General features: G+C 75.0%; 10 protein-coding genes. 7 read left to right on the top strand and 3 right to left on the bottom strand.

The window, feature by feature from the left end; translation table 11 throughout:
• Nucleotides 1–30: 30 nt before the first annotated feature.
• Nucleotides 31–288, top strand: a complete 258-nt coding sequence (locus tag ACZ518_RS07050; RefSeq protein ID WP_469111978.1) for a hypothetical protein — start codon at nucleotides 31–33, stop codon at nucleotides 286–288.
• Between the two features lie 79 nt (nucleotides 289–367).
• On the opposite strand, the gene ACZ518_RS07045 is transcribed toward ACZ518_RS07050, so the two are convergent.
• The gene (locus ACZ518_RS07045) at nucleotides 368–2,278 is read right to left on the bottom strand and encodes a hypothetical protein (protein ID WP_469111977.1); all 1,911 of its coding nucleotides are present in this window, start codon (nucleotides 2,276–2,278) and stop codon (nucleotides 368–370) included.
• A 343-nt stretch (nucleotides 2,279–2,621) separates the two neighbouring features.
• On the opposite strand from ACZ518_RS07045, the gene ACZ518_RS07040 reads away from it, so the two are divergent.
• The 5 genes from ACZ518_RS07040 (at nucleotide 2,622) to ACZ518_RS07020 (ending at nucleotide 10,563) form a co-directional block, all read left to right on the top strand.
• Nucleotides 2,622–4,100: a multicopper oxidase family protein gene (locus tag ACZ518_RS07040; protein ID WP_469111976.1), complete on the top strand. Its 1,479-nt coding sequence runs from the start codon at nucleotides 2,622–2,624 to the stop codon at nucleotides 4,098–4,100.
• A 150-nt stretch (nucleotides 4,101–4,250) separates the two neighbouring features.
• Nucleotides 4,251–7,448, top strand: a complete 3,198-nt coding sequence (locus tag ACZ518_RS07035) for an amidohydrolase family protein (protein ID WP_469111975.1) — start codon at nucleotides 4,251–4,253, stop codon at nucleotides 7,446–7,448.
• A 72-nt stretch (nucleotides 7,449–7,520) separates the two neighbouring features.
• Entirely contained in the window at nucleotides 7,521–9,035 is a 1,515-nt protein-coding gene (locus tag ACZ518_RS07030; protein WP_469111974.1) for an alpha/beta hydrolase, read from the top strand.
• A gap of 56 nt (nucleotides 9,036–9,091) precedes the next feature.
• On the top strand, nucleotides 9,092–9,751 hold the full coding sequence (locus ACZ518_RS07025; RefSeq protein ID WP_469111973.1) for a DUF2278 family protein: 660 nt from the start codon (nucleotides 9,092–9,094) through the stop codon (nucleotides 9,749–9,751).
• On the top strand, nucleotides 9,751–10,563 hold the full coding sequence (locus tag ACZ518_RS07020) for a class I SAM-dependent methyltransferase (RefSeq protein ID WP_469111972.1): 813 nt from the start codon (nucleotides 9,751–9,753) through the stop codon (nucleotides 10,561–10,563). Before ACZ518_RS07025 ends, ACZ518_RS07020 begins: the two co-directional genes overlap by 1 nt.
• Here the strand turns inward: ACZ518_RS07020 and ACZ518_RS07015 are convergent.
• Together ACZ518_RS07015 and ACZ518_RS07010 are read right to left on the bottom strand one after the other, a co-directional pair.
• Entirely contained in the window at nucleotides 10,538–11,602 is a 1,065-nt protein-coding gene (locus tag ACZ518_RS07015) for an N-acetylmuramoyl-L-alanine amidase (RefSeq protein ID WP_469111971.1), read from the bottom strand. The two genes, ACZ518_RS07020 and ACZ518_RS07015, sit on opposite strands and share 26 nt — an antisense overlap.
• A gap of 221 nt (nucleotides 11,603–11,823) precedes the next feature.
• Complete coding sequence (locus ACZ518_RS07010) at nucleotides 11,824–12,258, bottom strand: CBS domain-containing protein (RefSeq protein WP_469111970.1); 435 nt, start codon at nucleotides 12,256–12,258, stop codon at nucleotides 11,824–11,826.
• 166 nt (nucleotides 12,259–12,424) lie between these two features.
• On the opposite strand from ACZ518_RS07010, the gene ACZ518_RS07005 reads away from it, so the two are divergent.
• Nucleotides 12,425–13,009, top strand: a complete 585-nt coding sequence (locus tag ACZ518_RS07005; RefSeq protein ID WP_469111969.1) for a TetR/AcrR family transcriptional regulator — start codon at nucleotides 12,425–12,427, stop codon at nucleotides 13,007–13,009.
• The last annotated feature ends 29 nt before the right edge of the window (nucleotides 13,010–13,038 follow it).

The raw sequence follows: 13,038 nt of genomic DNA, 5'->3' as shown, positions 1-13,038 counted from the left end.
GCCCGGAGATCCCGAGAAAGAGGAACCATCATGTACGCGAAGATCGTGAAGCTCGCTCCGGTGGCCCTGGTCACCGCCGGTCTGATCATGGCCGGTCCGGCCGCCCTGGCCGCCCCCCAGCAGCAGTCCGACGTGGTGTCGGTGCTGGAGCACAAGGCCAAGGGCAAGAAGGGCCCCTACCCGAGCAAGTCGTCCTGCGAGGCGGCCGGCAAGGCGGGCCACTACAAGAGCTACCACTGCAAGATCGAGAAGGACCACAAGTGGTGGCTGTACTACACCACGAAGTGACCGGAGGACAGCTCCTCCAGCCGGGCCCGGGACGCACGTCCCGGGCCCGGCGCCTTGCCGTGCGCGCCCAAGCGCCGGATCAGGTACGGGGCGCGGGCGGCGTCGGCAGGGGAGCGTCCCCCAGCTGTACGAGGGTCAGCAGGACCAGCGCGTCCGTCCAGCCGAGCGGCACGACGGCCTTCGGGAGGCCCTGGGCGTCCACCGTCTCGGGGAGCTCGCCGAGCAGGTTGCGCCGGGCGAGCACCCAGTCGAGCACCGCGCCGCCCTTCCCCCGCTCGCCCATCGCCGACCAGGCGAGCGCGAAGAAGGAAGTGCTCGCCGTCCAGGTGATGTTCCCCCACCGCGTGTCCGGGTCACTGCCCGGCACCAGACCGCCGTTGGGCCGCAGCAGCTCCCGGTAGGTGGTGTCGAGCGCACCGGGCAGACCGGCCGGGGCCTCGTTGAACGGCGGCGCCATGAACGCCGCCGCGCTGTCGTGGCCGTGCAGCCCGTCCACCGTGCGCTGGTAGCCGAGCGGCGCGAACCGCTTGGCGATGCCACGCTCCAGCCGCCCCGCCGCCTCCGTCCAGCGCGCGGCCTCCTGCTGCCGGCCGAGCCCGGCGGCCAGGTCGGCGGCGGCCCGCAGCCCGGACAGCAGCGGCGCCGCCGTGCCGATGTTGGCGGTGTCCGTGGGCAGTTCCCAGTAGTCGGGGGAGGCCGGCGGCAGCCCCTCCGCGTCCAGGGACGCCGCCGCGAAGTCGGCCGCCTTCAGGATCGCCGGGTACAGCACGCGCAGCCGCTCCGCCCGGTCCGCCGCCGGTGCCGTCCGGTACCACTGCCAGGTGGCCCAGGGCACCCAGCCGTTCGCGTCCAGCTGCCACGGCCGGCTGTCCGGCGGCCCCGAGCCGTCCAGCTTGGTCCGGGCCTCCCAGGTACCGTCCGGCCGCTGCGTCCGCGCGTTGTACAACAGGATCCGGTACGCCTCCTCGTCGTGCCCCGTGTGCGCGAACGCCGCCGCCACGAAGGCCGAGTCACGCGGCCAGGAGAAGTCCCAGAACGGGTACCAGGCCGCCGCCAGCGCCCCGTTCGGCCGCAGCAGCGCCCGCATCGACAGCAGCGCCCGCTCCGCGCCCTCGCGCCGGACCCCCGCCGCCCCCGGCACCAGGCCCCGGGCCAGCCAGCGCCGCGACTCGGCGATCTGGGCCAGCGCGCCCGCGTCCCCCGCCCCGACCACCCGGGACTTCTCCGCGCCCTCCGGCAGGTAGCGCCAGCGGCCCGAGGGCAGCACCAGGACGTTGCTGCCCTCGACGTAGCGGGCCCCGACGGCGAAGGCCGGGTCCACGGCCTCCACCGCCCGCCCGTTGGAGAGCAGGCCCGCCGTCCGGGCCGGCTTCATCGAGGCCGGGACGTAGCAGGCCTCGGTCTCCCCGCACCGCTCGGACCCGGCCGGGTTCACGTAGAACGCCAGCCGGCCCGAGCCCGCCTGCCAGCCGCCCCGCTCCTGGTCGTACTGCGTGCCCGCCGGGGAGCCGGCGGCCGCCGCCCGCGTGCCGTGCCAGGTCACCGCCCCGGCCTCGGCGGTGGTGGCCTGGGCGAACAGGTAGTAGCGGGCCCCGGGCCGCAGCGCCGCCGTCAGCGGCACCTCCACCCAGCCCGTGCCGGGCCCGCCCAGGGCGGCCAGGTCCACGGTGGCCGAGGCGATCGCGGAGCCGGCGTCGTCCCGGGCGGTACGCACCTGCACGCGCAGCTTCCCCGTCGCCGCCGCGCTGCCGATGAACAGCGAGACCCGCGAGAGCCGGTCTTCGTCGGTGCTGAACTCCTGGGCCCCCGCCCGTCCGGCGCTTCCCGCGCCCTTGATCCCGTACAGGGCCACGTCGTGCCCCGCCTGACCGTCGAAGGCGGACCGCCCGTCGGGCGCGAGGGGCCCGCTCGCGGCGACCGCCCCGTCCGCCGTCTGCAACAGCGTCGCCAGCAGGGCGGTGGCCAGCAGGACGGACCGTGTGCGCATCACGCATTGCCTCCACTGTGATGAAGCGTCAAGAAGCCCGGCAGAGCGCGTGCGCGTACGCGGCGCGCCGTTCATCCAATATCCCCGGCCGTGCTGCCACCGGGGGACGCGATCGCCGCTGCCGCGCCGGACACCCCGAAGCACCGCCCGGACGGTCCAACGCCCCGTCACCGGGCGGGGTAACGGCCCGGCCCCCGACGCCGCCTCACCAGTGCTCCACAGCCGCACAAGTGACACACCACCGCATTCGAACACGCTCTCCCTGTCCAGCCACGCGCACGCACCCGTGCGCGAACCCGATCCGACCGGCACACACGAGGCGCCGGGCCACACCCACGGGGGAAATGTGATCAGTCGACGGACCGCACTACGGGCAGGCGTCGCCGCCACCAGCATCGTCGGCACCGGCGGAATGCTGCTGCCCGTCGTGAACGCCGCCTCGGCCGGCCAGGCCGGCGCCACGGCCGGAGCCGCCGAGCTCGACCCCTCCGGCATAACCAAGTTCACGCAGAAGATGCCGCTGCCCCCGGTCCTGCAGCCCTACCTGAACACGGGCACCACCAGCTACTACCGCATGACCCTGAAGGAAGCCACCAAGGAGATCGTGCCGGGCCTCAAGACCCCGCTGCGCACCTTCAACGGTTCCTTCCCCGGACCCGTCATCAAGGCCGAGTCGGGCCGGCGCGTGGTGATCAAGCAGACCAACTCGCTCGCCGTCCCCACCTCGATCCACCTCCACGGCGCCCACGTCCCGCAGGACAGCGACGGCGCCCCGATGGACCTGATCCCGGCCGGCGGCGGCACCAAGACGTACACGTACCCCAACACCCAGCCCCACGCGAACCTGTGGTTCCACGACCACGCCCACCACATGGAGTCGGAGAACGTCTTCCGCGGGATGACGGGCACCTACATCCTCACCGACGACATCGAGCGCCGCCTGCGCCTGCCCTCCGGCCAGTACGACGTCCCGATCGCGCTGCGCGACGCCCGCTTCCTGGAGAGCGGCGAACTCATCTACGAGATGGGTGACTTCATGAAGCGCAACGTCATCATCGCCAACGGAAAGGCCTGGCCGTACTTCGAGGTCGCGGCCCGCAAGTACCGCTTCCGCCTCACCAACACCTCCAACCAGCGCTTCTTCGACCTCCACCTCGCCGACGACTCCGAGCTCGTCCAGATCGGCACCGACGGCGGCCTGCTCCCCGCCCCGCACCGCACCAACGTGGTCGCGATCAGCCCCGGCGAGCGCGCCGACGTCGTCATCGACTTCTCCCGGTACCCCGTCGGCACCGTCATCGAGCTGCGCAACAAGAACTTCCCCCCGTTCGAGCCCGCGGACGCGGTCAGCAAGGTCATCCAGTTCCGGGTCACCCGCACCGCGGCCGACTACAGCGCCGTCCCGGACCAGCTGCGCACCCTGCCCGCGCTCGGCCCGGCCAGCGTCAACCGCGAGTTCGACATGCGGATGGACGAGGAGCCCGGCGGCAGCGGCGCGTACATCAACGGCAAGACGTACGACATGGACCGGATCGACACCGAGATCGCCTACGGTGCCACCGAGATCTGGACCGTGACGAACAGCAACAAGCTCGCGCCGCACAACTTCCACATGCACCTGGTGCAGTTCCGGGTGCTGGAACGCAACGGCCGGCCCGTCACCTCCGGCCCCGAGACCGGCCTGAAGGACACCGTGCCGCTCAAGCCGGGCGAGACCGTCAAGCTCCAGGCCACCTTCGACGGCTACCGCGGCACCTACGTCTACCACTGCCACCTGTTCGACCACGGCGCCATGGGCATGATGGCGAACATGCGCATCTCCTGACGCCCCGCACGCCTTCCCCCCGCCCCGGCGGCCGTGTCCGGCCGCCGGGGCGGAGCCGTCCCCGTTGCCGAACCGGGGCCGTGATCGTTTGACCGCCCGACGGGCAGTCGGGCGGTCAACCACACACGAGGGCGGGTCGGCGGGATGCGGATGGAGCGCAGGACGGTACTGCGGGCGGCTTCGGCCGGGGCGCTGGCGGCACTGACCGGGATCGAGGGCCCGCCGGCGGCCGCCCGCCCGGCCGCCCCGCGGACGGACGGCCGGGCCGTGCTGCGCTTCACCCGCGCCACCAACGGCGCGGCCACCGCCACCGCCGACGGACGGCGCTTCATCGCCGAGGTGCAGAACGTCCTCTGGTCGCTGCCCCCGGACGGCTCGCCCGCCACCGCGCTCACCCCGCCCGGCCTGGAACCCGGCCGTCCCGTGTTCTCCCCGGACGGGCGCCGCGTCGCCATGAGCGCCTACCGGGGCGGCACCTTCCACATCTGGGTGATGCGCGCCGACGGCACCGGCCTGCGCCGCCTCACCGACGGCCCCTTCGACCACCGCGCCCCCGCCTGGTCCCCCGACGGACGCACCCTCGCCTTCTGCTCCGAACGCGGCGGCGACCCGGTGGCCGGGAGCCCGTACCGGATCTGGACCGTCTCCCTCGCCGACGGCGGACTGCGCCGCCTCACCGGGGTGCCGGGACAGGAGGGACCCGGCCAGGAGGGCGCCTGGGAGGACCTCGACCCGGTCTACGCGCCCGACGGCAAGCGCGTCCTGTTCCTGCGCGCCACCCCGGCCGGCGCCACCCCCACGGTCGAGGGCAGCCTCCCCGCCCGCACCCTCGCCTCCGTCGCCGCCGACGGCGGCGGCCCCGTACGGACCGAACACACCGTCACCGGCGGCAGCCTGCTGGCCCCCGCCCTCTCCCCGGCCGGCCGCACCGCCTGGCTGTCCGCCGCCCCCGGACCCCGCAAGGCCGAGAAGCTCACCCTGTACGCCGACGGCCGCCCCGTCCCCCTCGACGGCGACCTCGCCCCCGCGCCCCCGCGCTGGATCGGCGACGACCGCCTGCTGATCACCCTCGACGGCCGCTTCCGGGTGATCCGCCCGCACCGCGACGGCCCCGCCCGGGACATCCCCCTCGACGCCACCCTCGAAGTGCCCCGCCCCCGCTACCGGGTCAAGGAGTACGACCTGGAGGCCGAACGGCCCCGCCCCGTACGCGGCATCCACCTGCCCGCCCTCTCGCCCGACGCCCGCAGCGTCGCCTTCGCCGCGCTCGGCGCCCTCTGGACCGCACCCGTCACCGGCGGAGCCCCGCGCCGGATCCTCCAGGCCCCCGCCACCGCCTACGTCCAGGGCCCGGTGTGGACCCCCGACGGGCGCGCCCTGCTCTACACCGACGACCGCGACGGGCTGAACACCGTACGCCGCCGGGAACTCGCCGACGGCCGCGACAGCGCGCTCTCCCCGCCCGGCCGCGTCTACGGCTCCCTCTCCCCGGACGGCACCCGGCTCGCCGCCCTCGACCTCGCCGGGCGGCTGATCGTCCGCGACCTCGCCTCCGCCACCGACACCCCGCTCGTCGCGGCCCTCGGCGGCGGGGGCCTGCCCAGCCCGCCCAGCTGGTCCCCCGACGGCCGCCACCTCGCCCTCTGCGACCGCAACCGGCTCAGCCGCCGCTTCCGCGAGGGCTACAACCTCATCCGGATCGTCGACACCGCCACCGGCGCCGCCCGCCTCCACGCCCTCGCCCCGCACACCTCCCTCTCCGACCGCTACGCCTCCGGCCCCGTCTGGTCTCCCGACGGCCACCACCTGGCCTGCGTCGCCGAATCCGCCCTGTGGCTGCTGCCCGTCACCCCCGACGGCACCCCCGCCGGCCCCGCCCGCCGCCTCACCGACGAGCCCGCCGACCACCCCTCCTGGTCCGCCGACTCCCGCACCCTGCTCTACCAGTCCAACGCCCGGCTGCGCCTGCTCCCCCTCCGCCCCGACGGCACCCCGGACGGGGCACCCCGCACCGTCCCCGTCTCCCTGTCGTACCGCCGCCCCGAACCCGTCGACACCGTCGTACACGCCGGACTCCTGTGGGACGCCACCGGCACCCCGCCCCGCGCCGACGTCGACGTGCTCATCAGCGGCGGCCGCATCACCGCGGTCGAACCGCACCGCCCCCGCCGCCGGGCCGCCCGCACCGTCGACGGCTCCCGGGGCACCGTCCTGCCGGGGCTGTGGGACGCGCACGTCCACCCGTACCCCTACACCTACGGAGCCCGCCAGGGCGCCCTGCACCTGGCGTACGGCATCACCACCGCCGTCTCCCTCGGCGGCTCCGCCTACGAACAGGCCCGTCTGCGCGAGGACATCCGGGCCGGCCGCCTCGCCGCCCCCCGGCTGCTGGCGGGCGGCGAACTCCTCGACGGGTCCCGGGTCGCCTACAGCATGGGCCGCGCCCACCGCACCCATGCCGGACTCGCCCGCTCCCTGGCCCGCGCCGAGGCCCTGGACTGGGACTTCGTCAAGACCTACGTCCGCGCCCCCTACGCCTTCATGGAGGAAGCCGCCCGCTTCGCCCACGACCGGCTCGGCGTCCGCTCCGGCTCCCACCTGTGCGCCCCCGGCATCCAGTCCGGCCAGGACCTGACCACCCACCTGGTCGCCACCGAACGCGCCGAGTACGGCCACGGCGCCACCCCCGCCGGCCACACCCACCAGGACACCCTGGAGGTCTACACCCGCGGCGGCTTCGACCTCGTCGCCACCCCCTTCACCGCCCTGCCCCTGATCGGCGCCGACCCCTCGCTCGCCGCCGACCGCCGGGTCACCGCCATGATGCCGCCCTGGGACGTCGCCGCCCTCCGGACCGCCGCCGCCCAGCCGCCGACCCCCGAGCAGTTCACCGCCCTCGAACGGGAGGTCGCCGTCTACCGCGCCGTCCTCGCCGGCGGCGGCCGTCTCGCCCTCGGCACCGACGCCCCGCTCACCCCCGTCGGCCTCCACCTTCACCTCGCCCTGCGCGCCCTCCACCGGTACGGCCTCTCGCCCGCCGAGGCCCTCACCACCGCCACCCGCACCCCCGCCCGCGTCTACGGCGCCGCCACCCACCTCGGCACCGCCGAACCGGGCAAGCTCGCCGACCTCACCCTCGTCGACGGCGACCCCTTCACCGACTTCGCCGACCTGGTCCGCGTACGGGCCGTCCTGCGCGCCGGCACCCCGTACGCACGCGCCGACCTGGAAGCGGCCTACCCCGACCCCGTCACCCCGGCCCCGGAGCGGGCCTGGCGGCCCGTACTGCGCCAGCTGCACCGCGATTCCTGCTGCACCGCCCACCGGGTCAACGGGCGCTTCCTGTAGGGGGGTTACCCCCACCCCCGGCGGCCGGTCTGCCGGATGGGCCGCAGGCGCCGGCTGGACGAGGCTTGCCCCATGACGAACTCCGGGAACAAGGCCCTCCTCCTCGCCCTCTCCGCCGCGGCCGCCGCCACCGCGATCACCGCCGCCCCCCTCCCCGCCCAGGCGGCCGGAGCCCCCCGCGCCGAGGTGCCCGCCCTCAGCTGGCACCCCTGCGCCAAGCCGGGCGGTCCCGCCACCCAGGAGTGCGCCGACCTTCCCGTCCCCCTCGACTACGACGACCCCCACGGCCCGCAGATCAAGGTGGCCGTCTCCCGGATCCGCAGCGACCGCCCCCAGGCCCGGCGCGGCACCCTCGTCGTGATCCCCGGAGGCCCGGGCGGCTCCGGCGTCCAGCGCCTGACGCAGAAGGGCGCGGCCCTCCAGCAGCAGCTCGCCGGGGCGTACGACCTCGTCGCCTTCGACCCCCGCGGCGTCGGCGGATCCACCACCGCGAGCTGCGGCCTCGCCCCCGAGGACCGCTTCCTCACCGCCCTGCGCTCCTGGCCCGCCCCCGACGGGGACATCACCGAGAACCTCGCCCGCTCCCGCCGCACCGCCGAGGCCTGCGCCCGCAACGGCGGGCCCGTGCTGCGCAGCTTCACCACCGCCAACCAGGTCCGCGACATGGACCGCCTCCGTACCGCGCTGGGCGAGCGCAAGCTCTCCGCCTGGGGAGTCTCGTACGGCACCTACGTGGGTGCCGTGTACGCGCAGACCTTCCCCGGGCGCACCGACCGCTGGGTCCTCGACAGCAGCGGCGACCCCGACCCCAAGCGGGTCGCCCGGGGCTGGCTGGCCAACATGGCCCAGGGTTCCGACGACCGCTTCCCCGACTTCGCCGCCTGGGCCGCCCACCCCGACCGCGACAAGGACGGCCTGCGGCTCGCGCAGCGCCCCGAGGACGTCGAACCCCTCCTGCTCTCGCTCTTCGCCTCCCTGGACCGCACGCCCCGCCCGTCCACCACCCCCGGCGTGCCCCTGACCGGCAACGGCCTGCGCCAGGCCCTGCAGAACACCCTCTACAGCGACTCCGCCTTCCCCGCCTTCGCCCGGCTCGTCGCCGCCCTGCGCGACCCGGCCCACACCCCCGCCCTGCCCCCGGAGCTCGCCCGCCCCCTGCGAGACGAGGACGCCGCCCAGCTCGTCGCGGTCCTGTGCAACGACGTGGCCTGGCCCGGCGGTTCCCAGGCCGGCCGGCAGCGCGCCGTCGACGAGGACCGGGCCCGGCACCCGCTGACCGCCGGCATGCCGGTCAACGTGCTCCCGTGCTCCTTCTGGAAGGACGCCCCCGAGGACAAGCCCACCAAGATCACCAACCACGGGCCCTCCGGCATCCTGATGATCCAGAGCCGTCGCGACCCCTCCACCCCCCACTCCAAGAGCCTCAAGATGCGCGAGGCCCTCGGGGACCGGGCCGTGCTCGTCACCGTCGAGCAGGGCGGCCACGGCGTCTACCTCGGCAACGGCAACGCCTGCGGCGACCGCACCGTCACCCGCTTCCTCACCACCGGCGAGCGCCCCGGCCGCGACACGAGCTGCGCGAACTGAGCACCGGGTCCGCGCGGCGCGCGGACCGCTCGCCGGGGCGGTGGTTGACTGGCCGTATGCCGCTCGACTCCTACGGGGTGCTGTCGGGAACGCTGCACCGCCACTTCCGCGACACCCCCGACACGCAGGGGCACTGGTTCCACGTCAACCTGGAGGTGGACGCGCCCGCCGGCCGGTACCGGTGCGCGGTCGACGTGGACAGCAAACTGTCCACCACCGGCGTCCAGTGGAAGGTGCTCACCCTGGCCGCCTCCGTGCTCGACCCGGTGCCCTCCCTGGACCCCGGCTACCACGAGCTCTCGATGAGCTCCGGCTCCGGCGCCCTCGACTACCAGCGGCACCCCGCCCTCCAGCACCGCCCCGGCTGCTCCTTCCCCGTCCGCCCGCCCGCCTGGCTCCAGGCCCTGATGGACCGGCTGAACCCGCCCCGCCCCTGGATCTCCGGCTCCAACCTCGACGCCGCCCGGGCGCTGGAGCCCATCCTGCTGCCCGGCCGGGAGGTCATGATCTTCGGGGAGCCCTTCGACCACGGGCTCGGCATGCACAACATCCACCAGAACCAGGGCGATCCGTACGGCAGCCAGTGGTGGGACGACAACGGCACCTGGCAGGACGGCGCCACCCTCACCCGCCGGCCCGACGGCCGGTACGACGCCTTCCTCAACAGGTTCTCCAGCCAGGCCGGCCACACGGGGCCCGACGGCCATCCCGTCTAGTGGACGAGCGCTTCGACACCTGGGCCGCGGCAGACGGCTACGAGCGGTACATGGGCCGGTGGAGCCGGCTGGTGGCCGAGGTCTTCACGGCCTCGCTCCGGGTCGCGCCCGGCGCCCGCTGGATCGACGCCGGGTGCGGCACGGGCGCACTGGCCGGGGCGGTGGCGGCCCGCTGCCGGCCGGGGCTGGTGCTGGGCGTGGACCGGTCCGCCGCCTTCGTGGCCGCCGCCCGCGCCGCTGCCGCCAAGGCCGGGCTCCCGGGGCCGGTCTTCGCGGTGGCCGACGCGCAGGCGCTGCCGGTGCGCGCCGGGGCGTTCGACGCCGCGGTCAGCGCCCTCGCGCTGAACTTCCTGCCCGCCCCCGGCGCGGCGGTCGCGGAGGCGGCCCGGGCGGTGCGGCCCGGCGGGCTCGTCACCGCGTACGTCTGGGACTACGCCGAGGGCATGGGGTTCCTGGGACACTTCTGGGACGCGGCCGTGGCCCTCGACCCGTCGGCGGCCGCCCTGGACGAGCGCCGCCGCTTCCCCCTGTGCCGGCCGGAGCCGCTGCGGACGCTGTGGGCGGCGGCGGGGCTGGACGCGGTGGAGGTCGTCCCGGTCGAGGTGCCGACCGTGTTCGCCGGCTTCGCGGACCTGTGGGAGCCCTTCCTGGCCGGACAGGGCCCCGCCCCGGGCTACGTCGCCTCCCTGGGCCCCGCGGAACGCGTACGGCTGCGCGACGCGCTCGCCGGGGCCCTGCCCGTCCGGGCCGACGGTTCGATCGCGCTGACCGCCCGCGCCTGGGCGGTCAGCGGCCGCCGAACAGATCGCTGAAGGGGTCCGAGGCCCGGGCCCGGACGGCGGGCAGCTGCCGGTGGAGGGCGCTTCCCGGGCACTCGGTGGCGAAGACGTCGCGGTGGCCGGAGATCCGCTCCACCGTCACCCGCTCCCCGGCCCTGAAGCGCCCGTTGTCGACGGAGGCGGTCAGCTCCACGGTGCCCGAGGGGTCGTGCCCGTACCGGCCGAGGGCCCAGGCGGCGAGCCGCGCGACGGCCGCCGTGGCTTCCGGCGGGGCCTCCAGGTCGGTGTACCGGCCGATCACCGCGACCCCGAGGGTGTCGGTGTTGAAGCCGAGGGTGTGCGCTCCGGTGACCGGCCGGCCGGAGCCGCCGGCCCGGCCCTCGAAGACCGTTCCGCACTTGTCGACCACGTAGTTGTAGCCGAGGTCCTTCCAGCCGTTGACCCGCTGGTGGAGGGTCTGCAGGCCGCGTACGACGGCGGGGGAGTCGGCGCAGTCGTAGTCGTTGCTCTGGGCGGTGTGGTGGACGAACACGGCCTTGACGTCCTTGCCGTACACGGCGGGCTCCCCGGGGCCCTCGGCCGCGCCCCAGCGGTCGCGGAGGACGATCCGGGGCCGGGAGCCGCCGGCGCCCGCCACCTCGTACACCGCCGGCTCGGGTGCGGCGGCGGGGTCGGGGTCCGGCCCCGGATCGACCAGGTCGAGGCGCAACCCGGACGGCAGCTGTCCGCCGGCGCCCGCCGCGCGCACCTCCACGGCGTCGGACGGCCCGGCCCACCACGGCTCCCCGCCCTCCACCACCGTCCACGGCGACCAGTGGCCGGAGCCCCGCTGCCGGGCGCGGACCCGGTACGTGCCGGGGCCCGGCCCTCCGGGGCGGCCGGCGGGCGCCGTGACGGCCAGCATGCTGAATCGGGTCCGGGCGTCCGTGAGGACGGGCGCGCCGGCCGAGGTCAGGGTGACGGCGCGCGGCGGGGGAGCGGCGGCCGGTTCGCCGCCGGCCGCGGCCACCGTGACGAGCAGACAGCTCAGGGCGGCGGTGACGGGCGTCAGCGGGAATCCGCGGGTGCGCAACTCGGTTCTCTCCAGGGTCCCCGGACGACGGTGGACGAGAACCGGAACAGCGGCTGCTCCGATACGCCCCCGAACCGGTTCCGGGCCCCGAGGACACAAGGCGCCGACCGGGCTGGAAGTGCCCGGTCGGCGCTCTGCGCACTTCGCTGACCGCCCCCTTCAACGAGCCGGCGGCCCGGGGGTCACGGTCGGCGGCCGGCGGATTCCTCAGGTCCGTCCGCTCAGTTGGCGGCGTACACCCGTACCGCGAACTCCGCGATGTCCGCGTCGGAGAGGTTCTTCGCCAGATTGGCCTCGGTGATCATGCCGACGAGGCGGTGGCCGCCTTCCACGTCGATGACGGGCAGCCGCTTGATCTGGTGGACCTCCATGGTGTCCAGCGCCTCGTGGGCGTCGCTGTCGGCGTCGATCCAGTGCAGGTTGCCGGCGAGGTCCCCGGCCCGCATCGACGCCAGGTCCTTGCCGTCGGCGCAGCACTTGACGACGATGTCGCGGTCCGTGATCAGCCCCTTGAGGCGTCCGTCGTTCCCGCAGATCGGCAGGGAGCCGACGTTCAGCTCGCGCATCATGCGGGCCGCGTCCTGCAGGGACTGGTTCGCGCGGATGCACTGCACGCCCTGGGTCATGATGTCCCGGGCCCGCAGGTTCCTGTCCATGGTTCCTCCTCGGATCTCCGAGTGCGTTCCGAAACCTTCCGTACCCTCCCCTGCCCTTCCCTTCGAGGACAACACGGATGGAGCGGCGCGGCGCGCCGGGGGCGCCTCGAACCGGCCCCCGAAGCATTGTTGACCGTTCGTTCCAGATAGCTTTATGATCTTCAATGTGGCAAGGACCAAGGAATTCGATCCGGACGCCGCGCTCCAGTCGGCCCTCGAGCTGTTCTGGCGGCGCGGCTACGAAGCGACGTCGGTGGCCGACCTCGTCGAGCACCTCGGCATCGGACGGGCCAGCATCTACGCGACCTTCGGCAGCAAGCACGAGCTCTATCTGAAGGCGCTGGACCGCTACGCCGAGACGTTCGACCCGCTGCTGCTGGCCCAGCTCTCCGTGCCGGGGCCCGCGCTGCCCGCCGTACGGGCCGTCGTGCGCCGCTTCGCGGCGGAGGCCGCGACCCCCGGGGAGCGGCTCACCGGCTGCTTCATCACCAACACGGCGGCCGAGCTGGCCTCGCACGACCCCGCGGCCGCCCGCCGCGTCGAGGTGAGCTGGGACCGCTTCGAGACCCTGCTCCACTCGGCGCTCGTCCGGGCCCAGGGCCAGGGGGAGCTGGGCGCCGGCCGCGATCCGCGGGCGCTGGCCCGGATGCTGCTCGTCCTGCTCCAGGGCGTCCGTGTCGTCGGCAAGGCCTCGGACGACCCCGCCCGGGTCCGGGACGCGGCGGAGCAGGCGCTGACCCTGCTGGACTGACGGAGTCGGCCCGCCGCTCCTCCGTGCCC

The sequence above is a fragment of the Streptomyces sp. NPDC033966 genome, assembly GCF_055575955.1.
Note: the sequence above shows the minus strand (reverse complement) of the source record. Positions and strands in the feature narration are given on the sequence as shown.

Excerpts from the sequence above, each read along its gene's own strand:
- ACZ518_RS07050 (WP_469111978.1), top strand. The coding sequence starts at position 31 with ATGTACGCGAAGATCGTGAAGCTCGCTCCGGTGGCCCTGGTCACCGCC.
- ACZ518_RS07025 (WP_469111973.1), top strand. The coding sequence starts at position 9,092 with ATGCCGCTCGACTCCTACGGGGTGCTGTCGGGAACGCTGCACCGCCAC.
- ACZ518_RS07035 (WP_469111975.1), top strand. The coding sequence starts at position 4,251 with ATGGAGCGCAGGACGGTACTGCGGGCGGCTTCGGCCGGGGCGCTGGCG.
- ACZ518_RS07030 (WP_469111974.1), top strand. The coding sequence starts at position 7,521 with ATGACGAACTCCGGGAACAAGGCCCTCCTCCTCGCCCTCTCCGCCGCG.
- ACZ518_RS07010 (WP_469111970.1), bottom strand. The coding sequence starts at position 12,258 with ATGGACAGGAACCTGCGGGCCCGGGACATCATGACCCAGGGCGTGCAG.